At 62.7% G+C, this 24,055-nt stretch carries 21 protein-coding genes and 1 pseudogene; 9 read left to right on the forward strand and 13 right to left on the reverse strand.

Features of this window, described 5'->3' with window-relative positions; translation table 11 throughout:
* Positions 1-8: 8 nt before the first annotated feature.
* From D4754_RS19570 to D4754_RS19585, 4 genes are all read right to left on the reverse strand, one after another.
* Positions 9-1,457, reverse strand: coding sequence for an NAD-dependent succinate-semialdehyde dehydrogenase (locus D4754_RS19570; protein ID WP_121066929.1), 1,449 nt, complete (start codon positions 1,455-1,457; stop codon positions 9-11).
* A 111-nt stretch (positions 1,458-1,568) separates the two neighbouring features.
* Positions 1,569-2,324 carry an SDR family NAD(P)-dependent oxidoreductase gene (locus tag D4754_RS19575; RefSeq protein WP_121066932.1) on the reverse strand — a complete coding sequence of 252 codons (756 nt, stop codon included), beginning with the start codon at positions 2,322-2,324 and terminating at the stop codon, positions 1,569-1,571.
* Positions 2,325-2,396: 72 nt separating this feature from the next.
* Positions 2,397-4,025 carry a flavin-containing monooxygenase gene (locus D4754_RS19580; RefSeq protein ID WP_121066935.1) on the reverse strand — a complete coding sequence of 543 codons (1,629 nt, stop codon included), beginning with the start codon at positions 4,023-4,025 and terminating at the stop codon, positions 2,397-2,399.
* Between the two features lie 97 nt (positions 4,026-4,122).
* On the reverse strand, positions 4,123-5,022 hold the full coding sequence (locus D4754_RS19585) for an alpha/beta hydrolase (protein ID WP_088626556.1): 900 nt from the start codon (positions 5,020-5,022) through the stop codon (positions 4,123-4,125).
* Positions 5,023-5,432: 410 nt separating this feature from the next.
* Between D4754_RS19585 and D4754_RS19590 the strand changes: the two genes are divergently transcribed.
* Both D4754_RS19590 and D4754_RS19595 read left to right on the forward strand, forming a co-directional pair.
* Entirely contained in the window at positions 5,433-6,629 is a 1,197-nt protein-coding gene (locus D4754_RS19590) for an IS256 family transposase (RefSeq protein ID WP_121067045.1), read from the forward strand.
* A gap of 151 nt (positions 6,630-6,780) precedes the next feature.
* A pseudogene (locus D4754_RS19595) lies at positions 6,781-7,713 on the forward strand (IS5 family transposase).
* Positions 7,714-7,777: 64 nt separating this feature from the next.
* Here D4754_RS19595 and D4754_RS19600 read toward each other — a convergent pair.
* Entirely contained in the window at positions 7,778-8,599 is an 822-nt protein-coding gene (locus D4754_RS19600) for a helix-turn-helix domain-containing protein (protein ID WP_121066938.1), read from the reverse strand.
* A gap of 278 nt (positions 8,600-8,877) precedes the next feature.
* On the opposite strand from D4754_RS19600, the gene D4754_RS19605 reads away from it, so the two are divergent.
* Positions 8,878-9,801, forward strand: a complete 924-nt coding sequence (locus tag D4754_RS19605) for a LysR family transcriptional regulator (RefSeq protein WP_121066941.1) — start codon at positions 8,878-8,880, stop codon at positions 9,799-9,801.
* Between the two features lie 9 nt (positions 9,802-9,810).
* Here the strand turns inward: D4754_RS19605 and D4754_RS19610 are convergent, their stop codons facing one another.
* Both D4754_RS19610 and D4754_RS19615 read right to left on the reverse strand, forming a co-directional pair.
* On the reverse strand, positions 9,811-11,931 hold the full coding sequence (locus tag D4754_RS19610) for an acetate--CoA ligase family protein (protein ID WP_121066944.1): 2,121 nt from the start codon (positions 11,929-11,931) through the stop codon (positions 9,811-9,813).
* A gap of 35 nt (positions 11,932-11,966) precedes the next feature.
* The gene (locus D4754_RS19615) at positions 11,967-13,133 is read right to left on the reverse strand and encodes an acyl-CoA dehydrogenase family protein (protein ID WP_121066947.1); all 1,167 of its coding nucleotides are present in this window, start codon (positions 13,131-13,133) and stop codon (positions 11,967-11,969) included.
* A gap of 86 nt (positions 13,134-13,219) precedes the next feature.
* Here D4754_RS19615 and D4754_RS19620 point away from each other — a divergent pair, with 86 nt between their 5' ends.
* Genes D4754_RS19620 through D4754_RS19635 form a run of 4 tightly spaced genes read left to right on the forward strand, consistent with a single transcriptional unit; the run spans position 13,220 to position 16,895 of the window.
* Complete coding sequence (locus tag D4754_RS19620; RefSeq protein ID WP_121066950.1) at positions 13,220-14,035, forward strand: IclR family transcriptional regulator; 816 nt, start codon at positions 13,220-13,222, stop codon at positions 14,033-14,035.
* The gene (locus D4754_RS19625) at positions 14,026-14,946 is read left to right on the forward strand and encodes an SDR family NAD(P)-dependent oxidoreductase (RefSeq protein ID WP_121066953.1); all 921 of its coding nucleotides are present in this window, start codon (positions 14,026-14,028) and stop codon (positions 14,944-14,946) included. Before D4754_RS19620 ends, D4754_RS19625 begins: the two co-directional genes overlap by 10 nt.
* Entirely contained in the window at positions 14,946-15,740 is a 795-nt protein-coding gene (locus tag D4754_RS19630) for a citryl-CoA lyase (RefSeq protein ID WP_121066956.1), read from the forward strand. Before D4754_RS19625 ends, D4754_RS19630 begins: the two co-directional genes overlap by 1 nt.
* A 3-nt stretch (positions 15,741-15,743) precedes the next feature.
* On the forward strand, positions 15,744-16,895 hold the full coding sequence (locus tag D4754_RS19635; protein WP_121066959.1) for an acyl-CoA dehydrogenase family protein: 1,152 nt from the start codon (positions 15,744-15,746) through the stop codon (positions 16,893-16,895).
* Positions 16,896-17,195: 300 nt separating this feature from the next.
* On the opposite strand, the gene D4754_RS19640 is transcribed toward D4754_RS19635, so the two are convergent.
* From D4754_RS19640 to D4754_RS19660, 5 genes are read right to left on the reverse strand one after another with little or no spacing between them, the layout of a single operon-like run.
* Positions 17,196-17,678, reverse strand: coding sequence for a class I SAM-dependent methyltransferase (locus D4754_RS19640; protein ID WP_088626310.1), 483 nt, complete (start codon positions 17,676-17,678; stop codon positions 17,196-17,198).
* A complete protein-coding gene (locus D4754_RS19645; protein WP_088626311.1) occupies positions 17,675-18,484 on the reverse strand; it encodes an HpcH/HpaI aldolase/citrate lyase family protein in 810 nt (269 codons plus the stop codon). The genes D4754_RS19640 and D4754_RS19645 overlap by 4 nt, the downstream gene beginning before the upstream one ends.
* Positions 18,485-18,492: 8 nt before the next feature.
* A complete protein-coding gene (locus tag D4754_RS19650; protein WP_121066962.1) occupies positions 18,493-19,257 on the reverse strand; it encodes a GntR family transcriptional regulator in 765 nt (254 codons plus the stop codon).
* Complete coding sequence (locus D4754_RS19655; protein WP_121066965.1) at positions 19,254-20,399, reverse strand: acyl-CoA dehydrogenase family protein; 1,146 nt, start codon at positions 20,397-20,399, stop codon at positions 19,254-19,256. Before D4754_RS19655 ends, D4754_RS19650 begins: the two co-directional genes overlap by 4 nt.
* A gap of 12 nt (positions 20,400-20,411) precedes the next feature.
* Positions 20,412-21,023 (reverse strand): MmgE/PrpD family protein, encoded by a 612-nt coding sequence (locus D4754_RS19660; RefSeq protein ID WP_205589672.1) that lies wholly within the window; start codon positions 21,021-21,023, stop codon positions 20,412-20,414.
* 213 nt (positions 21,024-21,236) lie between these two features.
* Here D4754_RS19660 and tnpB point away from each other — a divergent pair, with 213 nt between their 5' ends.
* Together tnpB and tnpC are read left to right on the forward strand one after the other, a co-directional pair.
* Entirely contained in the window at positions 21,237-21,590 is a 354-nt protein-coding gene (tnpB, locus tag D4754_RS19670; RefSeq protein WP_048534829.1) for an IS66 family insertion sequence element accessory protein TnpB, read from the forward strand.
* 54 nt (positions 21,591-21,644) lie between these two features.
* On the forward strand, positions 21,645-23,195 hold the full coding sequence (tnpC, locus tag D4754_RS19675; protein ID WP_121066972.1) for an IS66 family transposase: 1,551 nt from the start codon (positions 21,645-21,647) through the stop codon (positions 23,193-23,195).
* 37 nt (positions 23,196-23,232) lie between these two features.
* Here the strand turns inward: tnpC and D4754_RS19680 are convergent, their stop codons facing one another.
* Positions 23,233-24,054, reverse strand: a complete 822-nt coding sequence (locus tag D4754_RS19680; RefSeq protein ID WP_088626316.1) for an alpha/beta fold hydrolase — start codon at positions 24,052-24,054, stop codon at positions 23,233-23,235.
* Between the last annotated feature and the right edge of the window lies 1 nt (position 24,055).

Raw genomic sequence — 24,055 nt, forward strand, 5'->3', positions numbered from 1 at the left:
ACAACTCCTTAGATTTCAGCTTGCGCTACGAATTTGTTGGTCAGGAAGGATTCCAGACCCTCGATCCCGCCTTCGCGGCCATATCCCGACTGGCGCCGCCCGCCGAGAGAGGAGTCAAGAAACACTAAGCCAAACCCGTTAATGCCAACCATGCCCGCATCCAGCGCCGCCGATATCCGGTCGGCACGATCCTGCGAACCGGTAAAGGCATAGGCACCAAGGGCGAAATCAGTGCTGTTCGCCTTTGACACCGCGTCGTCGAAATCGGCGAACCTGTTGACGATCGCCACCGGGCCAAAGGGTTCTTCTTGCATGATGCGCGCCTCGGGCGGGACATCGGCCAGCACCGTGGGGGCGTAAAAATTGCCGGGCCGGTTCAACCGCATTCCCCCGGTCAGAACCCGTGCGCCCTGAGCGATGGCGTCCTGTACCAACGCATCCACCGCCTCGATCCGGGCCGGGCTCATCAGCGGACCCATCTGGGTGTCAGGCTCCATGCCGTCACCGACGGTCAGGATTGAAAACTTCTTAGCAAAGCCGGTGGCGAAGGCGTCGCAGATCCCGTCCTGCACCAGAAAACGCGTCGGCGATATGCAGACCTGCCCGGCGTTGCGGGCCTTTGTCGCGACGGAAAGATCAAGCGCGCGGTCCAGATCGGCGTCGTCGAATACGACTACCGGGGCGTGACCGCCCAGTTCCAGAACACATGGCTTGGCCTCGGCCCCGGCCTGCGCGCCAAGGATCTTGCCCACCCGGGTCGATCCAGTAAAGGCGATCTTTCGGATTACGGGCGAAGCAATCAAAGCCGCGCTGATCCGGCCCGGATCGCCGATCAGGACATTGAGCGTGCCGCGCGGCAGACCCGCTTTCTCCAGTGCCTTGGCGACGGCCTGAAAGCACATCGGGGTTTCTTCGGCGGGCTTGACCACCACCGGGCACCCAACCGCAAGCGCCGACGCCATCTTGCGCGCCGCAAGCGAGGCAGGAAAATTCCAGGGCGCAATCGCAGCAATCGGTCCGATCGGCTCCGTGCGCATGGTCCGTGCCACGTATCCCGGCATTGCGTCCAAGGAGCGATCCTTCAGCTCTGCCGCCGCATCCGCGCTCCATTCAAGCAGGGCGGCACAGTTTTCGATCTCCAACCGGCTTTCGGCCAGGGGCTTGCCCAGTTCCAACGTCATGTGGCGAGCGGCGGTTTCGGCGTCTTTGCGCAGTTCGGCAGCGGCCTTGTGCAATATGGCGCTGCGGTCCAACAGGGACATGCCCGACCAGATCGGAAAGGCGGCCTCTGCCGCATTCAGCGTGCGTTCGATATGGGCGGGTTCAGCCATCGGGAAATCGGCCAGTCTTTCGCCTGTCGCCGGGTTGTTCACTTCGCCCATTTTCGGCGTCGTGGTAATCCATTCGCCATCGACGAAAAGCGCGGGCTGCCCGTATTCGGGATGATGCGGTGTCATGAGATCCTCGGATTATGTGTCGACGCTGGGTTCCGCGAACGTTGGCATGCGCGGACAGCGCGGCGAACAGGGATGCCCCCCTGCCCGCCACAACCGTTCGAACGCAGAGCGTCAGTTGCAGGTATATCCGCCGTCCACGACAAGTTCGGAGCCATGCACGAAGGACGCATCGTCAGAGGCCAGGAACAGAACCGCCTGCGACACCTCTTCGGGTTTGCAGGGCCGGTCGAACAGGGTCGGCCCCATGATCGCGGTGCGGGTTTCGGCATCGCCGTGCAGCAGATCCTTGGTCATGGGGGTGTCGATAACGCCGGGGTGGATGGAGTTGACGCGAATGCCGTGCTCGATCAGGTCGACAGCGCAGGATTTCGTCATCAGCCGCACCGCGCCCTTGCTGGCGATATAGGCCCCGGCCATCGGCGCACCGACGAGACCATAGATCGACGAGATATTCACGATGGACCCGCCGCCGCTGTCCTTCATCAGAGGCACGCAGGCGCGAATGCCCAGATAGACACCCTTTACGTTGACGTTGAACACCTTGTCCCATTCATCCGGTTCGGTTTCATGCGCCGGTTTCAGGACCAGGATGCCCGCGTTGTTGACCAGCACGTCCAGACGGCCGGCTTTTTCCTTGACCGTTGCGGCCACCGCGTTCCAGTCGGCTTCTCTGGCGGCGTCATGCTTGATGAATTCGGCCTTGCCGCCAGAGGCGCGGATGCCTTCAACCACGGCATTGCCCGCCGTTTCGTCGATGTCGGTGACAAAGACGGTGGCGCCTTCGGCGGCCAGTGTTTCACTATGGGCCTTGCCCATGCCCATCGCGCCGCCGGTGACAATCGCGACTTTTCCAGATACTCGTCCCATTCTTTCCTCCCTGGGTTCAGTTGATAAATGGTTTCCGCCGCCAGACAGGACGGCGGAAACCGGGTAATGATGTTACTCCGCTGCCACGGAAATGCGAGTCTGTTCGAAAGAGGCATAGCCGGAATCGGCCACCTCTTTCAGCACGGCCCGGTAGTTGATCAGACCGCCCAGATAGAACCGCACCGCGTTCTTCTTGCCGGGAACATTGGCGCCGAAAATCCAGGATTCCGCCTTGGGGAACAACGTCATGCCAGCGATTGTGCGGCAGGTCTCCAACCATTCCTCCTCGGCCTCGGGTTTCGGATCGAAGGCCGCTATGCCGTTGTCTTCGGTATATTTGATCGCGTCCGAGATCCATTCGACCTGGGTTTCGATCGACGGCGGCAGATTGGTAAACGGACCGTTCGGTCCGAGGATCATGAAGAGGTTCGGGAAACCGGTTTCGGAGACACCCAGATAGCCGTCCGGCCCGTCCTTCCAGCGTTCCGCCAGCGTCACGCCGCCGCGTCCACGGAAGTCGATCTTCATATAGTTGCCTTCAACCGCATCAAACCCGGTCGCCAGGATCAGGATATCCAGTTCGCATTCGGTTCCATCGGCAAGCCGGATACCGGTCTCGGTGATTTCGTCGATCGGGTTTTGCTTGACGTTGATCAGCGAAACGTTGTCGCGGTTATAGACCTCGAAGTAATTGTGCCCGCACAGAGGCCGCTTGGCATAAAGATCCGTCGGCGTCAGCAATTCGGCGGTCTTGGGATCCTTCACGATCTGCTTGATCTTCGTGGTGATGAATTTCTGCGCCGCCTTGTTGGCGGCTTCATCCGTGGCAATGTCGCAGAAGGTGCCGAACATGAACCGGAACCCGCCGCCTTCGTCCCAGGCATCCTGGAAAATCCGGTCGCGTTCCTCTTCGGACACCGACATCGCCGGGATCGTGGATTCCTCAAACCCGAAGGCCACACCGGAATTGAACACCTGATCCCAGATCGCGTCATAGTTCTTCTTGATCTCGGCGATCTCTTCGGCTGATTGCGGGCGATTGCCCACGGGCACGTTATATTGGGGCGTCCGTTGGAACACCGTCAGATGCTCGGCCAGCGGGGCGGTTGCGGTGATCACCTGCTGACCGGTCGATCCGGTGCCGATGACGCCGATACGCTTGCCTTGCAGGTCCACACCTTCGGGCCACTGGCCGGTATGGATCAGCTCGCCCTTGAAATTGCCGATGCCCTTGATGTCGGGCGTATTGATCGCCGACAGCAGGCCAAGCCCGCAGACAATATATTTGGCCTTTACCGTGTCGCCCTTGTTGGTTGTCACGGTCCACAGGTTTGTGGCTTCGTCGAAATGCGCCGCCGTGACCCTGGTTTCGAACTGAAAGCTGCGCCGCAGGTCGTGTTTGTCGGCGAACCGGTTCAGATAGGTCAGGATTTCAGGCTGCGTGAGATAGGTGGTTTCCCAGGTGCTTTCCTGCAGCAGTTCCTTGTCAAAGGCATAGCGATAGACATGGCTGGGCGTGTCCGACAGGGCGCCGGGATAACGGTTCCAGTGCCAGGTGCCGCCCACGCCGGGGGCGTCGTCATAGGCCTGGACCTTGAGGCCCAGATCGTCGCGCAGTTTCTTGACCTGATAGAGACCGCCAAAGCCGGCCCCGATTACGATGGCGTCGACATCGCCGCCATGTGTGTTGGTATGTGTCATGATGTCCTCCCAAAGGGGTGCGGGGCCGCCATGGGCACCCGCAATAGATGCAGCCCTTCCGGCCCCTTGCCGGAAAGGGTGATGGGTTCAGGCGATGTCAGAGAGCCTTGTACCAGGCGCCGATCCGGGCGATTTCCGCGTCGGCCTCGGGGGCGCGTCCGGCCAGGAACGGGAACACGTGCTGCATCCCGTCCACCACCGACAAGGTCGTGTTGACGCCTGCCGCCTTGGTTTTGTCGGCCAGGCGGGTCGCATCGTCCCGCAGGGTTTCGACCTCGCCGGCATTGATGTAAAGCGGCGGATAGCCCGCGAAATCGTTTTTCAGCGGGTTTGCCAGCGGATCCGCCGGATCGCCGCCTTCGCCCAGGAACATGCCGCGCATCCCTTCTAGGACGGGTCGCGATACCAGCGCGTCGGTCGCCTCGTTCGAGGACAGCGTGCCGCCAGAAAGTTCCATGTCCAGCCAGGGCGAAAAGGCAATGACCGCGCCCGGCAGGGTCAGCCCCAGATCGCGCAGCTTCAGGACCGTCGCCACAGCCAAGTTGCCACCCGCGGAATCGCCGGCGGTCAGGATGTTTCCGGGCTTGATCCCGTTGTCGACCAGCGCCTGATAAACCGAAACCGCGTCTTCGATCTGGGCTGGGTACGGGTGTTCGGGGGCACGGCGATAATCCAGAATGAAGGCCGAAACCCCCAAGGCCTTGGCCAGATGACCCGCCATTTTGCGGTGGCTGGACGATGATCCGACCGCAAAGCCGCCGCCATGGGTATATGCCATGACCTTGCTTTGGTCGCATCCGGCCGGATAGGCCCAGACCCCATCCACACCGCCCAGGGTGTCGGATTTATAAGTGACGCCTTCGGGCTCCATTGTCGGTTTTTCCCATTCGTCGAACAGGGCGCGCAGATCCGGAACCGTCATCTCCGGATTGGCGGTCATGCGGTCGCTCCAATCCTGGTAGAGCGCCCTCAGATAGTCGGACTCGTTTGATGCCATGGTCATTTCTCCTCCTAAGAATTTTAGTTCAGGCCCACGCACCCGGTTCGGGTTGCGCGGCCTCATCCACGGTATTGAGGGTCCGAAGCGATCCGTCCTCCCGGATTGGCTTGTCCACCTATTGCTTGCTGCCCCCCAACAAAAGCGCCGTCCAGGCACCGCACCGATGCGCCGGACAAACGAACGCTAGTCGAAAAAAATTGGCCGGTATTGGACGATGCTGCTTTTCTTTGGTTGGATATTGCTGCCGCGGTTTCGCCCGCCAGGTAGTGTCCCACCGCTTGGTGTAGGAGGCCGCGCGCGGAGCCCCCGGCGTAGCGCAGCGCGCGGCCGGGTGTGACGCTGGCGGCCACCGCCGATCTTCGAGAAGGTTCGGGTTGCGAGACCTTGAACCAAGAACGGAGATGACGATGACCGATGACAGAATGATGCTGATTGAGCTGGTTGAGAAGCAGGCCGATGGCGATCTCGTGCGCGAGATGCTGGCCTTCGCGGCCGAGCGGATCATGGAAGTGGAGGTCGAGGCGCGAACCGGTGCCGGGAAGGGCGTTCGCTCTCCCCTGCGGGAGGTTCAGCGGAACGGTTACCGGGACCGCGACTGGGACACTCGTGCCGGGCGGATCGCGCTGGAAATCCCGAAGCTGAGAAAGGGGAGCTACCTGCCCAGCTTCCTGGAGCCGCGACGGACGGCTGAGAAGGCGCTGGTGGCGGTGATCCAGGAAGCCTACGTCCACGGCGTCTCCACGCGCTCCGTGGACGATCTGGTGAAGGCGATGGGCGCTGGCGGCATGTCGAAGAGCCAAGTCAGTCGCCTTTGTGTCGAAATCGACGAGCGGGTGAATGCATTCCTCTCCCGGCCGCTCGAAGGCGCTTGGCCCTATCTCTGGCTCGACGCGACCTACGTGAAAGTGCGCGAGAGCGGGCGGATCATCAGCCGCGCCGTGATAATAGCGGTGGCTGTAAACGAGGACGGCAAGCGCGAGGTTCTCGGCGTCGCCACTGGTCCTTCCGAAGCAGAAACGTTTTGGACCGACTTCCTGCGCTCTCTCGCCGACCGTGGCCTGCGCGGCGTGAAGCTGGTGGTCTCCGATGACCACAAGGGGCTGCGGGCTGCCGCGCGGCGGGTGTTCGACGCGACGCACCAGCGCTGTCGCGTTCACTGGATGAGAAACGCTCTTGCCCATGCTCCGACCAAGCAGCGCACGGCCGTGGCGGCAATGCTGAAGACGATCTTCGCCCAGGAAAACAAGGCGGATGCCGAAGCCCAGTGGGAGGTCGTGGCGGACGCGCTGCGCGAGAAGCAGGCGAGGCTCGGCGCCCTCATGGACGCCTCGCGCGACGACGTCCTCGCCTACATGGATTTTCCGCGCGAGCATTGGGCCCAGATCGCGTCGACGAACCCACTGGAGCGGGTGAACCGGGAAATCAAGCGCAGGTCCGACGTCGTCGGCATCTTCCCGAACGACGAGGCAATCGTCCGTCTCGTCGGTGCGCTGATGCTCGAGACCAATGACGAATGGACGGTCGCGCGGAGATACATGTCTCTTGAAAGCCTGGCGCGTGTCACCGACACTACAACCGTCAGGCTATCCGCCGTGGCGACCTGATCAGCCTTGGACCTCTCCGAAGGTCGGCGCTCTTACACCATCTCTCGGGACACTACCGCCCGCCATGGTGCGCGATTGGCGGGAAACGGCTTTGTTGCACAAATGGCGTGAGGGGATTCATGTCGTGAATCCAGTGTGATAGCTGGAGGTCATGAGCAGCTGGGCACCAACAAGGTACAAGACCACGAACTGGTCCGCTTACAATAGCGCGCTGAAGCAGCGCGGATCACTGACGATCTGGTTTGATCCCGAGATGACCTGGACACCCCCGCCAAGCGGCAGGCGCGGCCGACAGCAGAGCTTTAGCGACGCGGCGATTTAGACCTGCCTGACCCTGAAAGTTCTATTTGGTCTTCCGTTGCGGCAAACGACCGGGTTCGTGGAAAGTCTCCTGCGTCTGGTCGGAGTGGACTGGACGGTGCCGGGATTCAGCACACTGAGCCGCCGCCAGAAGACGTTGAACGTGCGCCTGCCGTATCGCGGCTCTACGGGACCGCTGAACCTTCTCATCGACAGCACTGGCATCAAGTCGGAGGGCGAAGGCGAGTGGAACGCGCGCAAGCATGGCGGCCCGAAGCGGCGCATCTGGCGTAAGATCCACCTCGGGATTGATGCGGAAACACTGGAGGTCCGGGCTGTCGAAATCACCGGCAGTAACATCGGCGATGCGCCCATGTTGCCCGAATTGCTCGAACAAATTCCACCCAATCAGGAGATTGGGTCGGTCACCGCGGATGGCGCCTACGACACCCGCAAGTGCCACGAGGCGATTGCTGCCCGACACGCCGATGCCGTGATCCCGCCCCGCAAGAATGCCAAACCCTGGAAGCCCACGAGCGCCGGTGCCATCGCCCGGAACGAGGCAGTGCGGGCCTCACGATACCTGGGCCGTGCGTTGTGGCGAAAACTGACCGGATACCACCGCCGAAGCTGCGTCTAAAGCAAGATGCACTGCATGAAACTGCTTGGCCAATCCGTGATGGCCCGGGACTTCGACCGGCAGGTCGCGGAAATCCAAATCCGCATCGCCGTGCTCAACCGCTACACTGCTCTCGGCATTCCCGTCACAGAGCCCGTAGGATAAGTCCGTCCGGGGAAAGGGGAAATCTGCCCGTCATTGGATTTGTGCAACAAAGCCGCGGGAAACCTCAGCCGCGGCGGAACTTCGCGGGGGTAACGCCGACAGTTTCGCGAAAGACCCTGGTGAAATGGCTTTGATCCGAAAACCCGGTCTCGTCCGAGATCCATGCAATCGGCATGTTCGAACTGTTCAATAAACTCTTGGCGCGGCGGATCCGTTCGGCGGTCACATGGTGATGGGGCGTTTGCCCATAGCTTTCCTTGAATTTGCGCAGGAAATGAAAACTGCTTAGCCCGACAACAGCCGCCATGTCGTCCAGCGCGATTTTCCGTGACAGATGGTTGCGGATATATTCGTCAAGAAGCCGGCGTTCCGTCGCGCCGAACCCGCCCGAAGACGGCACCTCGCGGAACCGGAAATTGGCGTAGTTGCGCAACAGATGGATGCAGCTTTGGGTTCTGAGCGTACCCGCCAGCAGATCCGCGCCCGCCGAATTTGCGGTCAACTCGCTGGTCAGCGCCTCGGCGATTCGCGGAAAGACATTGTCCTCGCGCCGCACATGATCGTGGATTTCGATGTCTTCCAGGGGGCGGTCATAGATCTCGCAGGCGACCTCGCTGATGGACTCATGGGACAGATAGATGTGCTGAACGTCAATTGGCGCGTTCCAAGCCCATCGTGACATCTCGGCCCGCGACAACAGGGAAACCACACCCGGTTCAACGGTCTCTTCCTGCCATTTCCCGCCATCGGAACGCCCCATCCGGGCGGCCTGACCCCGGTAGACGACGATCATGTAATCGCGCATCTCGGGGATCTCGACATCCTGCGAGGCATATTTGTACCCGATGAATTCAAGCCCCTGCCAGCCGCGCGAGGTGCTGTCCACGGTCCGCCTGCCCGGAATCCAGTCGGTTATCTGATCTGGTGGAACCAATGCATTCAACTAAAGACCCTCCCGATCATCGTTCCCCCTCCTGTCTTCTCATCGGGGTGCCGCATGATGGTGGCCGTCAGCGGTTGCGGCCGACTTGTTGATCCCGGCAACCGTGCGCCCCCGCCAGGGACCGGCCCTGAAATGTGCAAACCCAACCGTTGAATGCTATCAGATGAGGTCATATACGAGAAATACTCAACTTTTATATCTGCCATACCGGAACGGCATGGATGAACCTTCGCCAACTTCGCTACTTCGTTCAGATTGTCGAACAGCGCAGCTTTACGGCAGCCGCTGAACGGCTGGCTGTGGCCCAATCGGCGCTGAGCCGGCAGATCAGGGCGCTGGAGGATGAGTTGAAGGTTCCGCTTTTGCTCCGGCACGGCCGCGGCGTGTCCCCGACCGAGGATGGGCTTGAATTCGCGCGCCGGGCCAAATCCATCCTGGAGGACGTTCAGCACCTGACCGGGGCGTTTTCGCAGGAACAGGCGCCGCTTGTCGGGACGGTCCGGCTTGGACTGCCTCCGACCGTGTCCAATATCCTAGCCACGCATCTGATTGAGCGCACGATGCAGGCGCATCCCGCGCTCAAGCTTCAGGTGTCCGCCGGGTTCAGCGGGCATATTGAGGACTGGCTTGCGCGGGGCAAGATTGATCTTGGCGTTGCATACGGCGAACAGAAATCGACCCTGGTCGATACCCGCCCGATGCTGCGGGAAAAGCTGTTTCTGGTTCAGCCGCCTTCCGCCGCCCCGGTGGACGAAAAGCCGATCGCCCTTGGCAAGGCGCTGTCACTGCCGCTGATCCTGCCGAATACGGGTCACGGGTTGCGGTCGAAAATCAATGCCGCCGCGCAGGCCGAAGGGGTGGCGCTGAATGTCGTCTACGAGATCGACATTCTCGAAGCCATGTTGGGTCTGGTGGAACGTGGCCGCGGTTATACGATCCTGCCCAAGGTCAGCGTGATACCGCAAATGGAGGCTGGCCGATTGGTGACGCGCGCCATCGAAGACCCGGAACTGGACCGGACGCTGGTTCTGATGACGCCGGGTCTGGTGCCGGTATCGCAACTGCACCGCCGGTTCGCCGATTTCCTGACCGACGAGATTCACGATATGGTTGCCACGGGCCAATGGCCCGGGACGCGCCTTTAGGCACCGCTGTCAGGTGGTGTCACCGCCATGCCCGACCGGTTCCAGTTCGATCACCGCGTCCAGCGCATAGGCCCCCTGCCCCTCTGGCATGGCCAGAACCGGATTGAGGTCGATCGACATCAGCCGCTCTCCGGCCCCGGCGGCAAAGACCGAAAGCCGCGACAGCATCCCGGCCAGGGCGTCGATGTCGGCCGGGGCCTGGCCGCGCAGCCCCTGCAGGATCGCCGAACCGCGAATGGACAGGATCATCTCGCGCGCCTCATCCGGGCCAAAGGGGCAGGCCCGTACCGCGACATCGTTCAGAAGCTCGACGAAAATGCCCCCCAGGCCGAAAACGGCAACCGGCCCGAAGGTCGCATCGCGGTTGATGCCCATCAGGCATTCGACCCCGCCCGACAGTTGCTTTGCCACCAGCACGCCGGTCACCTCTGCGTCGGGCGCGTGCCGCGCCGCCGCGGCCAGGATCGCGCCATGGGCCGCGCGAACGGCATCGGCATCGGCAATGTCCAGCCGGACCGCGCCGATGTCAGATTTATGCACGATGTCGGGCGACAGGATTTTCATCACCACCGGATAGCCGAACCGTTCGGCGGCCTTCACGGCCTCATCGGCATCGGCGGCGGCGTATTCCGGCGCGGCGGCGATACCCCAGGCCTGCAGGATGTCTTTGGCCCGTGCTTCGTCGGGGCTGCTGTCCGGCAGGGCCACCGGCCCGGCCTGCGGAAGAGGCACCTTGGCCGGGGCTGTCCCTGCCTCGGAATAGCGCAACACGGTATCAATCGCGCGGACCGCGCGGCAGGGATCGTTGAACACCAGAATGCCGGCATCGTCATACCGGCGCAAGATCTCGGGGTCGCCCAGGGCGCACAGGGCGATGATCCGGTCGGGATGGTCCCGGCGCAGCGGCGCCATCGCCTTGAGGATCACCTCGGACATTGCCGGTGCCCCGGCCACATAGGTCAGAAAACACAGCGCCGCGCCATAACCGCCTTCTTCCAGGGCGACACTGGTGAATTTCTCGAACAACGAAGGATCGTTCAGAGCCTGCGCCGTGCAGTCAAGCGGGTTCACCGGCGACGCATATGGCAATAAATCCTTCAGGCGTTTCTGGACCGCATCGGGCATGGGGGGCATGGGCAGGCCCAGACCTTCGGCCGCGTCGCTGGCCACGATCCCCGCGCCCCCGCTGACCGTGACAACCCCAAGCGAGCGTGTCGAGGGGAAGACGCCCCTGGAGGCGACATAGGCTATGTCCATCATCGCTTCGGAATCCTGCACCAGGATCGCGCCGTGCTGGGACAGGACCGCATCGGCCACCACCGCGTTTCCGGTCAGCGAGGCGGTATGCGATGCCGCCGCGCGGGCCCCCACGGCGGATCGTCCCGCCTTGAGCAGGATCACCGGCTTGCCCGCCCTGCGCGCCGCATCCAGCGCGGCCAACAGCGCGTCGGCGTCGTTTATCGCCTCCATATAGGCGCAGATCACGTTGGTCCTGTCGCTCTGAACCATCCAGGAAATGGCGTCCGACACCGTGATGTCGGCCTCGTTTCCGGTGGTGATCAATACCGACGAACCCAACCCCTGCTGGCGCGCCAGGGCGCTCAGATGGGCACCGAACGCGCCGGACTGGCTGGCGATGCCGATCGTGCCGGGGCGGGGAAAGCCCAGATCGAGCGATGAGGAAAACGTACCGAAATACCCGATTTCCGCGTTATAGACCCCCAATGTGTTCGGCCCGAGCAGGCGGATCCCGTGTTTGCGCGCAAGGGCGACCAGTTCGCGTTGCGCGGCTTCGCCTTCGGCGCCGGTTTCGGCGAAGCCTGACGAAAACAGGGTTGCCGCCCGGCACCCTTTGGCCCCCAGATCGGCCAATGTCCGGGGCACCAGTTTTGCCGGAACCGCGATCAATGCGGCATCCGGCGTTTCGGGCAGATCGGCGACGCTGGCAAAGCAGGGCAACCCCTGAACTGCGTCCCGCTTGGGGTTGACCGGCAGAATACGCCCCCGGTAACCCGCCTTCAGCATGGCGGCGATCGGGCGCCCGCCGATCCGCAGCGGGTCGTCCGAGGCACCGATCACGGCAACGGATCCGGGCGATATCAGATTGGAGAGTTGATCAAGCGTATTCATAACTGGTCCTCAATTCATATCGTGGCGATTGCCGGTCAGCCCATCCGGTCCGCCAGGGTGCGGCGCGCGATCACCAACTGTTGTATCTGGCTGGTGCCTTCGTAGATCCGCAAAAGCCGGATGTCGCGATAGAGCCGTTCGATGTCATATTCGGCCATATATCCTGCCCCGCCGTGGATCTGCAGCGCCCTGTCGGCGATACGGCCCGCGGCCTCGGTGCAGAAATATTTCGTGCAGGACGCTTCCAGAATCGCCTTGCCTTCCCGATCAAAGGTATCGGCGGTGGCCCTGACCAGCGCCCGCGCCGCCTGCAAATCGGCCTGACAATCCGCCAACAGGCCCTGAACCAACTGGTGTTCGCCGATGGGTTTGCCGAATTGTTTGCGTTCCAGCGCATAATCGGTGGCAATGTCCAGCATCCGCTGCCCCTGCCCCACGGCCATTGTGCCGACATGAATGCGGCCCCGGTCCAGCACCTTCATGGCCGTCCGGAACCCCTGATTGATCCGATCCGGCCCGCCGATGATCGCGGTTTCGGGAACGCGCACATCCTCGAAAATCACATCCGAGGTCTTGGTGCCCTTCTGCCCCAGCTTCTTGTCGGGTTTGGCAACGGTGATGCCCGGCGTGTCGGCCGGAACGATAAAGGCCGAAACCCCGTCGGCGCCCGGCTTGTCGGGATCGGTGCGCGCGAAAACGGTGAACACACCTGCGCGCACCGCATTGGTGATATAGCGCTTGGTGCCGTTGATCACGAAATCCGACCCGTCACGCCGCGCCGCGGTGCGAATGCCGGCCGCATCCGATCCGTTGTCGGGTTCGGTCAGCGCAAAAGAGGCGATGACATCGCCACTGGCAACCGCCGGCAGCCAGCTTTGTTTTTGCTCGGGTGTGCCGTCCATCACGATACCCTGCGATCCGATGCCGACATTGGTGCCGATCAGGGACCGAAAGCTAAGCGAGGCATAGCACAGCGCCTCGATCAACCGGGCCTCCTGGGGGACGTTGATGCCGATGCCGCCGTATTCCTCGGGGGTCGAAAGGCCGAACAGCCCCATGTCCTTCATCTCCGAGACGATGTCCTCGGGAATATCGTCCTCTTCCTCGACCCGCTTTTCGGCCGGGATCAGTCTTTCGCGCGCGAACCTGTCCACCGCCACCAACAATTGTTCAAAGACATCCGAATCCACGCCCGCAGCCATGTCATTTCCCCCTTTTCATCACGAAATCAGGCTTGCTATAGCAATACCTTTTCGTATAGTAAATATCATTCCATATAGGAAATACGATGGTCGACGAGCAGAACACCCAATTTGTCCCAGCCGTGCAAAACGCCACACGGATCCTGCGCCTGATCGCGGCCAGCGGCCGCCCGCAGGGGGCAACAGAGATCGCCCGGCAATCCGGGCTGAGCGTTTCGTCGGTGTTCAAGATCCTGCGCACGCTGCACCAAGAGGGGCTGATCACCTTTGACGCGGATGAAAAAACCTATGGCGTTGCAATGGGTTTGCTGGAATTTGCCATCCCGCTGATCGGGTCCAGCCCCGGCGATCTCATTCGCCCGGCGCTCAGCGCGATTGCCCATGATCACGGCGTGATGATCGCCCTGTGGCAAATCACCCAGGACGACCGCATCGTTCTGACCGACCGTTTCGTGGCGCCCGGCACCGTGCAGGTCGTGATCGCGCCAAACAGCCGTTTGCCGGTTTTCGCAGGTGCCACCGGGCGTTGCTATGCCGCCGCGCTGGGGCTGGACAAGGCCGCGGCGCGCCGTGGCTATGACACGATTCGCTGGCAGGACGCCCCGGGTTTTGAAAGCTACTGGCAGGATGTGATCGCGGCGCGCGACAGCGGGTCGGCGCAGGATCGCGGCCATCTGTTCCGGGGGCTGGACATGGTTGCCGCACTGGCATGTGACGCGACCCAGGTTCCCCGCCTCGCGATGAGCAGCATCACAATTGCCGGACAGCATTCGGATGACGGTCTGGCAAAGGTCGGTCAAACGCTTGCCGATGTCGCCGCCCGGATCGAACACATCGTTTTCGGGCGTCCGCGCTCGGGACCCACAACAGTTGACGAAAGAGAGGAAACGGAATGTCAGTAAAGACAGCACTTGACGGCAAGGTTGTTCTTGTCACGGGCGCGGGTGGCGGGATTGGGCGTGATATCGCCTTGATGGCAGCCGCAGAAGGCGCCGCCGTGGTGGTCAATGATCTGGGCGCATCCCTGAAAGGCACCGGTCAGACAGAAACTGCGGCGCAGAAAGTCGTCGAAGAGATCAAGGCGGCGGGCGGCGATGCGATCGCCGATGGCGGCAACGTCACCGATTCGGACGCCGCGCGCGCGATGATCGAGGCGGGTGTCAAGGAATTCGGCCGCATCGACGCGGTGGTGAACAACGCCGGCATCCTGCGCGACGGGTTCTTCCACAAAATGACCTACGAGGATTTCGACGCGGTGGTGAAGGTTCATCTTTATGGCGCCTTCAACACCAGCCGCGCGGCGGCCGATTATTTCCGCGAACAGGAGGGCGGCGCGCTGGTGCATATGACCTCGACCTCGGGGCTGATCGGCAATCTGGCGCAGGCGAATTACTCGGCGGCAAAGCTGGGCATCGCGGCCTTCTCGAAATCGGTCGCGCTTGACCTGAAACGCTGGAACGTGCGGTCGAACTGCATCGCGCCCTTCGCCTGGAGCCGGATGATTTCCTCGATCAAGACCGACACGCCCGAACAGGAGGCGCGGGTTGAAAAGCTCAAGCAGATGACGCCCGCCAAAGTGGCGCCGATGGCCTGTTTCCTGATGTCCGACAGGGCCGAAGGCGTCAGCGGACAGATCTTTGCCGTGCGCAACAACGAGATTTTCCTGTTCAACCAGCCCCGCCCGGTGCGCTCGGTTCATTCCGGCGATGGCTGGACCGCAGATGAAATCGCCGAGCGCGCCATTCCCGCGCTCAAATCGCAATTCACGCCGCTCGAGGTTTCGGCGGATGTCTTTTCGTGGGATCCGGTCTGATGGGAAAACGCAAAGAAAAAATCAGCTCTGACATTGCCTGGAGCACCTCTGACAAGATCAGCGTGCGTGGGCTCGATCTGCCCAACGAGATCCTGGGCCACATGAGCCTTGGCGATCTGGCGTTCCTGCAACTGACGGGCCGCAAGGCCACGCCCGAGGAAAGCCGCGTCTTTAACGCCATCGTCATTACCCTGGTCGAACATGGTATCACGCCCTCGGCCCTGGCGGCGCGGATGACCTATATGGGGGCGCCGGAATCGCTTCAGGCGGCTGTGGCGGCTGGCTTGTGTGGGCTGGGCACCGTCTTTGTCGGTTCTATGGAAGGTGCCTCGAAAATGCTTTACGAGGCACTGCCACAGGACAAGTTGGGCACCGGTGTCGATCTGGATGCGCTGGCCGTCGAGACGGTAGAAAAATTCCGCGCCCGCAGGATGATCGTGCCGGGGCTGGGCCATCCGGTGCACAAACCGGTCGATCCGCGCACCCCGCGCCTGTTCCAGATCGCTGCCGAGAACGGCAAGTCCGGTGAATACATCGAGTTGATCCAGAAAATTCAGGCCGTTGCCGAAGAAAAATCGGGTAAGATGCTGCCGATCAACGCCACCGGCGCGATCGGGGCGATCTGCTGTGAATTCGGCTTTCCCTGGAAGATCGTGCGCGGCTTTGGCGTCATGGCGCGGTCCATCGGGCTGGTCGGTCATATCCTCGAAGAGAGCGAAAACCCGATTTCCTATGAGCTGTGGCAGCGTGCCGAGCAGGAAATTCTTGAAACGTCGGGTCCGGGGGCGGCATAAGCGATGCAGACCTCGGCCCCCGACAGCCATAACGACCTGCGCGACGCCATGCGCGCGCTTTGCGCGCAGTTCCCGCCCGACTATCACCGCCGCGAAACCTACCCCGAGGAATTCGTCGATGCGCTGACCCGCGAGGGCTGGCTCGCCGCGATGATCCCAGAAGAATACGGCGGCTCGGGCCTGGGGTTGACCGAAGCCTCGATCATCATGGAGGAGGTGAACCGCTGCGGCGGCAACGCGGGCCATTGCCACGGGCAGATGTATAACATGGGCACGCTTCTCAGGCACGGTTCGGAGAAGCAAAAGCAGAAATACCTGCCCGGCATCGCCAGCGGCGCGTTGCGCCTGCAATCCATGGCCGTGACCGAACCGACAACCGGGACCGACACCACCAAACTGAAGACCACCGCGGTCAAGAAGGGTGACCGGTATGAGATCAATGGCCAGAAGGTCTGGATCAGCCGTATCCAGCATTCCGACCTGATGATCCTGCTGGCACGCACCACGCCGCTGAGCGAGGTCAAGAAAAAGTCGCAGGGCCTGTCGATCTTTATGGTCGATCTGAAAGAGGCAATCGGCAACGGGATGGAGGTCCGCCCCATCGCCAACATGCCCGGCCACGAAACCAATGAAGTGTTTTTCGACAACCTGGAAATCCCCGCCGAGAACCTGATTGGGACCGAGGGGCGCGGATTTTACCATATTCTTGACGGGTTGAACGCCGAACGGACCCTGATTGCGGCGGAATGTATCGGTGATGGATACTGGTTCACCGAAAAGGCCCGCGCCTATGCCGGTGACCGCGTGGTCTTTGACCGTCCCATCGGCCAGAACCAAGGCGTGCAATTCCCTATCGCCAAGGCTTTCGTGAACGTCGAAGCCGCCAACCTGATGCGGTTCGAGGCCTGCCGGCGTTTCGACGCGGGCCAGGATTGCGGCGCACAGGCGAACATGGCCAAACTGCTGGCCTCCGAGGCCAGCTGGGAAGCGGCCAATGCCTGCATTCAGACCCATGGCGGCTTCGGTTTCGCACGGGAATACGATGTCGAACGCAAATTCCGAGAGGCCCGGCTGTATCAGGTGGCCCCGATCTCGACCAACCTGATCCTGTCATATGTCGGAGAACATATCCTCGACATGCCAAGATCGTTCTGAAGGCCAAGGGCACCGCGCCAGCGGATACCATCCAGCGACGGATCGGCGGCATCCCGCCCGCCCTTTCCGTCGGCCAAACCCACCGTCAGGCTTTGGGTTTTTCCAGCACGAGAACCAGCATCCGGCCTTTGAATTCGGCGCTGCCGCCAGGGGATTGATACCGACCCCAAAGGCGGGCAACCTGCGTTTCGATCGCGGGCGTGATCCTGGATTTCAGCTAGGGCAGGTCCGTCATTCTGGCCCGGAAATCGTTGAGGTCGCGAAAGGCGAGCGGACGCAGATAATCGAAACGCCGGGACATCAGGAACAGCCCGGCGTCCAGGCTGCGCTCAATCGCCGCCAGCGCCGCGGCGCGTTCGGGGCCTTCATCGTGAAATACCCGCAAAACGTCGTTGAACGCGCCCTCATAGGCGGGTTCGCAGATATAGGCCCGCCGGGCCGCAGCAAGCGCGCAAGCTCGGCCAGGGCGGTATCCATGGACGGAATCGGCACGTGATGCAGCGATTTCATCATTATGGCGGCATCCATACTTGCCGTTTTCAGGGGCAGTGCCTCGCCCCGGCCCTGCAGAAAGAACACAGCCGGGGCATCCTTTTCGACGGCGCGGGCAATCTGCGCGGCCTCGGCGTCGATGCCGGTCACATGCGCGGCAGCCGCCTCGCGCGCGATACGGCGGCTTAACCCGCCGTTGCCGCATCCGAGATCCAGAACCCTTGCGCCGCCGAGGTCAAGCGCCTGCATCAGCGGTATCAGTTCGTCGGCGTAGACCGGCAGATCCTTCATCTGTCCGCCTCCAGCATATTGCGCGCCCGTTCGACCACCGGCGCGTCGATCATGCGCCCGTCAAGCTGGACCGCGCCCTTCGATCCGACCGTGTCCGCAGCGGCAACAACCCGCTGCGCCCAGTCCCGTTCCCGGTCGCTCAGGGCGAACCCCCGGTTGACGGTGCCCACCTGCCGGGGGTGGATGCACATCTTGCCGCCAAACCCCAGCCGTCTGGCACGGGCAGTATCCTCTTTCAGCCGGTGTTCGTCATCGAGCGCGACACAGACCCCGTCCAGCGGCGCCGGAAGCCCGGCCATGGCCGAGGCCACGACAATGCGCGAGCGCGCAAGAAGAAGCCCCTCGTCTTCGTCGTCGATACCGCAATCGAGCTGAAAATCCACCGATCCGAAGCCCAGCCGCGCAATCCCCGGAACAGAGGCGATACGATCGGCATTCCACAACCCGCGCGCCGTTTCGATCAGGGCGATCACCGGCATCGGACGCGGGAGGGCGGCGACAAAAGCCGCCGTTGCAACATCGTCCTCGGCCTTGGGCAACATGACGGCACCGACCCCTGCTGCGCCAAGAACGGCGATGTCGCCCGCGTGCCAATCGGTTCCGATCCCGTTGATGCGAACCGCGACACCGGCCGTGCCCCCGGCATGGCCCGCCAGCCAGCCGGTAATCGCATCCCGCGCGGGGCGCTTGGCCTCGGGCAGGACCGCATCTTCGAGATCAAGGATCACGCCATGCGCGCCGCTGGCCGCCGCCTTGTCGAAACGCGCCGGTCTGTCACCCGGCACAAAAAGCAAAGATCGTTCCATCTGGTCCTCTAGCCTGCGCGCGATCCCGGTGCCCGGCTTTCGATCCGCAACGTGTTTGAATAAGTAAAGCGATCGGCCGGGTAAAGGTTGATGGCCACCAGATAGGTTGCCCCGCTGCCATTCAGATAGTGGCGCGTAACCCGCAGCGCCGGATCGCCGGGCGTGGCCCGCAAAAGGGCTGCCGCGCCCTCGTCCAGCAGCGCCGCCCCGATTTGCTGGCGTACCTCGGCCGGAGAAACCCCGTAGCGCTGTTCGATCAGCGACCAGACCGGCAGGCCCGAGTCGTCAACCACATCGCACACGCCGCGAAAGCTGCGCGCAACATAGATATCGGTCAGGGCAATTGGCGATGGCGCGTCGCGCTTGGACCGCAGCCCCTGCAACCGGGTCCAGATCTGGCCCGATGCGCCACCCAGCAGGTCCGCGATCCCGCCCTCGGCCTCGACATCTGCCACCTGTTTCAGGCTGAAGGTCACGTCGCGCTCATATTGGTACAGATCCGAGACCGAATCGCCGACCTGCACATATCGCTGGCTGACCCGATCCGACCGCACCCGTGTGCCGATGCCGGGCCTGCGGGTGACAAGCCCCAGGGACTGCAACCGCCCGGTCGCCTCGCGCACGGTGTGCCGGGATATGTCAAACTGGCGGCACAACTCCTGTTCGGTGGGCAAGAGGGTGCCGACCGGGTAACGGCCCGCCTGAATATCCTCGATCAATGCCTGCGCCACTTGGGCATAGCGCGGTTGTCCCGCGATCTGGGCGGTGCTCATACCGGGTGTCGTTCGATCAGTTGCCGCGCGACGATGATGCGCTGCAATTCGTTGGTGCCTTCGCCGATCAGCAAAAGCGGCGCGTCGCGATAGAGCCGTTCGACGTCGAATTCCTTGGAATAGCCATAGGCCCCGTGGATGCGCATGCAATCCAGTGCATTGGCCTGCGCCGCTTCGGTGGCTGAATATTTGGCCATGCCGGCCTCCATGTCGCAGCGCGCGCCCTGATCATAGGCCCTCGCCGCGCTTTCGGTAAGCAGCCGCCCGGCTTCGGCGCGGGTGGCCATTTCGGCCAGTTTCAGCTGAATCGCCTGATGTTCGCAGATCGGCTTGCCAAAGGCCTTGCGCGTCTGGGCATAGGCCACGGCCATATCAAGCGCCGCCTGCGCCAGACCGACGCCCCGCGCGGCCACGTTGATGCGCCCAAGTTCCAGCCCGGACAGGACCTGTTGCAGCCCCCGGCCCTCGGCCCCGCCGATCAGGTTTTCGGCGGGCAAGCGGTAGTCGTCGAATTGCAATTCGCAAGTGTCGATGCCGCGATAGCCCAGTTTTTCCAGTTTGCGGGTAACGGCAAACCCCGGCCCCTTTTCGGCGATGAACAGGCTCATGCCCCGATGCGGCGGCGTGGCCGTCTTGTCGGTCTTGACCAACAGCGCCAGGCAATCGCCCTCTTGCGAATTGGTGATCCAGGTCTTGGAGCCGTTGACCACGTATTCGTCACCGTCCCGCCGGGCGGTGGTGCGGATTGCTTGCAGATCGGTACCGCAATCAGGTTCGGTCAGCCCGACGCCACCGCGCAGTTCCCCGGTGGCAAAACGTGGCAGGAACCGGGCCTTTTGCCGGGACGTGCCGTGTCGCTGCACCGCCGAGGCCATGATGAGATGGCTGTTGATGATCCCCGACAGCGACATCCAGCTTTGTGTGATGCGGGCGACGATCCGGGCATAAGTGCTGGCCGACAGGCCCAGCCCACCGTACTGCTCTTCGATGATACAGCCGAACAGGCCCATTTCCTTCATCCTGGCGACTATGTCGTGCGGATATTCATCCCGCGCCTCAAGATCATGGACATAAGGATCGACATCCGTTTTCAGGAACTTGTCGAGCGCGTCAAGGATCACCTGATCGTTGTGGTCGGTCATGATTGGCCTTTCCTAAACGGGCACACCGGCCAGAACCGCAGCAAAGGCGCGCGCGTCCGGTTGCGCATCCAGCCCCAGAACCGCATCGCGGATCGCCTCGGCGCGGTTGTCGGACACGGCTGTCGTGGCGTTTTCCCAGTATTTCGCGACAATCTCGTCATTGGTCAGCGGCCGGTCCGGGTTGCCACGGTTGATCTCTTCGCCATGCGTCAGCGTCCGGCCATCACCAAGCGTCAGCACGACCTCGCCCGAATAGTACTTCGGAAACGGCGCGTCAGGATAGTCGGCGCAGGTCACCTTTGCGGCCAGCGCCAGCAACTCCGGATCGTTCAGTGCCTCATCGGACAATTCCGTCAGCCCAAAGCGTTTGCGGGCCAGCCCGGACGCTATCGCCCAGGGGACCGAGAATTGCGCGTCATAAGAATTCTGCGGGCAGCGTTTGGTGCCGATCGGCTCGCATACGGTCTTGTGCACGCCTGCGGGAACAAGCGCCTGAACCTCGACGATATCCTCCGCCGTCACCCCATGCGTCGTAGCAAGCGCCACGGCCGCATCGGCGCAGGCATGGGTGAAATGGCAGGCCGGGACGGCTTGACAACTCTCGGCATGGCGACGTGAAGCCAAACAGGGCAAGCTCGTGCTGCCTGCGGCAGAAGTCGAGGACCCTGTCTTTGCGCCTCTCGTTGTCTGCGAGGTCGCCGAGGAGGAAGCGCGGCCGGAGGTCGCATCGCAGGCTGCCCCGATCAGGATCATTCGGGGTGCTGTCGTGATCGAACTCGCGCATGACATCCCCGTCGCCCGGGTCGCGGAGATAGTCCACGCGCTGGAGGTGCATCCATGCTGATGCCCTCGCAGGGCGTGCGGATCCTGGTGGCGACGAAGCCGGTCGACTTCCGGAAGGGGCATGACGGTCTCGCGGCGCTGGTCCAGTCGACGCTTGCCGAGGATCCGTTCACGGGCACGGTCTTTGTATTCCGCTCAAAGCGCGCCGACCGGTTGAAGATCCTGTTCTGGGACGGCAGCGGACTCGTGATGGCCTACAAACGGCTGGAAGAAAACACCTTCACTTGGCCCGCGATCCGCGACGGGGCAATGACCCTGAACCGGGCGCAGTTTGAGGCCCTGTTTGCCGGTTTGGACTGGCGCCGGGTTCGATCTCTGGAGGTGCGCCGACCGGCTGTGGCAGAGTGACTCGGCCTATTGAATAACCGGGCATCGGCGCCCCGGGCCCGGTATAATCCAACCATGCCCGACGCCCCGCCCATCGACCTGTCCGCGATCCCCGAAAGCCAGCGCGCGGCCGTGCTGGCGCTGCTTCAGGAGAACGGCGCGTTGAAGGATGCCAACCGGCGCTTGGAGCACCTTGTGGCAGAGTTGAACCATGTCGTGCATGGCAAACGGTCCGAGAAGCTGAGCGAGGACGATCGGCAGTTGGCCTTCGAAGACCTTGAAACGGCCGTCGCCGAGGTCGAGACCCGCAGGGAGCAGGCCGCCCCCTCCACCCAGACCCCGCGACAGAAACGGCAGCGCAATCTCGGCCATCTGCCCGCGGACCTGCCGCGCATCGAGCGTGTCATCGAACCGGCGAGCCTTGAGTGTCCTTGCGGCTACGGCCGCATGCACCAGATCGGCGAGGATCGGACCGAGCGTCTCAACATCGTGCCCGCGCAGCTTCGTGTGCTGGTCGACATCCGGCCGAAGTATGCCTGCCGTATCTGCTCGGATGGGGTCACTCAGGCTGTCGCCGCGCCCCGGCTGATCGAAGGCGGGATGCCGACCGAAGGTGCCATCGCGCATATCTTGGTCTCGAAGTTCGCGGACCACCTGCCGTTCTACCGCCAAGGCCAGATCCTGGCGCGCTCCGGCATCCAGGTCGACCGCAGCACCCTGGCGGACTGGGCAGGCACCGCAGCCTTCCACCTCGGCCCCGTGGTCGACCGGCTGGCGGAACACATCAAGTCCTCCGGAAAGCTGTTCATGGATGAGACCACGGCTCCGGTCCTCGCCCCCGGACGCGGCCGAACCAAGACCGGCTACCTCTGGGCCCTGGCCCGCGATGATCGCGGATGGGGCGGAGAAGACCCGCCCGGTGTCGTCTTCACCTACCAGCCCAGCCGCGCCGGCGCCCACGCGGAACAGATCCTTCTGGGCTTCGACGGTATCCTGCAGCTCGACGGCTACACCGGTTATGACCGGCTGACGCGCCCGTCCCGCAAGGGCGGCGCGCCGATCACGGTGGCCCACTGCTGGGCGCATGCGCGGCGCAAGCTGAAGGAGATCTTCGACCGCGACGGCTCGGAAACCGCCGCCGAGGGCCTGCGCCGGATCGCTGAGCTCTACCGCATCGAGGCCGAGATCCGAGGCATGGGCCCGGGCCAACGTCTGTCGGCCCGTCAGGCCCGCAGCGCGCCCCTCGTGGCCGAGTTCGGTGATTGGCTGCAGGCACAGCGTCTGCGTATCTCGGCCAAGTCGCGCCTCGGCGAGAAGCTGACCTACATCCACCGCCAGTGGGGCGGCCTGCAGACCTTCCTCCACAACGGCCGCGTCGAGATGGACTCCAACGCCGTCGAAAACCTGATCCGCCCGATCGCCCTGACAAGAAAGAACGCCCTCTTCGCCGGCCACGACGAGGGCGGTCGCACCTGGGCCCGCATCGCCTCCCTGATCGCCACCGCGAAGATCAAAGGCGTCGAGCCCTTTGCCTATTTGAAGGCGACCCTGGAAGCCATCGCCGCCGGTCACCCGGCCAGCAGGATCGACGAGCTGCTACCTTGGAACTTCACCCCGTCAAGCTGAACAGGCGTGGGGTGGCGACAGCGCTTACAGATCATCCTTATGCCAGAAAGAAGCTCTTGATCAGGCCGTTGAACCGATCCTTCTTTTCGATTTGCGTCCAGTGGCCGCACTCGCCGAACGTGTGCAGTTCCGAGCGTTTCAGCATTTGGTGAAGGCGATGAGAGGACTCCAGGGGGATAACCGCATCCTCGCGACCGTGCACAATCAGCGCGCGATGGGGGAGCGCGGCAATCTTGTCTTCGGGCGTAGACAGCGCGGCGACATGGCGGCCGCGGGGTGCCGGGAACATGGCCGAGAAACTTTCCTGATAGCCGGGGCGTTTGCTGGCGTCGTAACGCGATTTTATCAGATCCTCGGTGATGAGGCTTTTGTCATAGGCAAAGCACTCCATCATGATCTTGCGCATGTTTTCCAGGCTGGGCTCATAGCCCCAGACGGTGTCCAACCCCTCTGTCAGACCAAAATCAAGACCTGCCGAACCCATCAGAACCATCCGGTCGACCCGGTCGGGATACCGGCTGGCAATAGCCAGCGTGAGCCCGCCACCGAAGGAATTACCGACGAAATGGGCCTTTTCGACACCCGTGGCGTCCATAAATGCGATTGTATGTTCGACCCAGCCGTCCAGCGAGTAGGTCTCGTTCTCGTGGCGCTCGGTGTAGCCAAATCCCATTGCATCCGGCGCCAGAACCCGGAAATCGCTGGCCAGGTCGGGAATTGTCAGCCGCCAGTTGGCATAGCCGGTCACGCCCGGCCCGGATCCATGAAGCAACAGAACTGCGGGGCCAGTCCCCTCCTCAAGATAGTTGGTCTTCCGCCCTGCGGCCTCGATTGTCTTGCCGATTTCAGGATTGGTCATT

Origin of the sequence: Chachezhania antarctica, assembly GCF_003646465.1 — a bacterium.
GTDB lineage: Bacteria > Pseudomonadota > Alphaproteobacteria > Rhodobacterales > Rhodobacteraceae > Chachezhania > Chachezhania antarctica.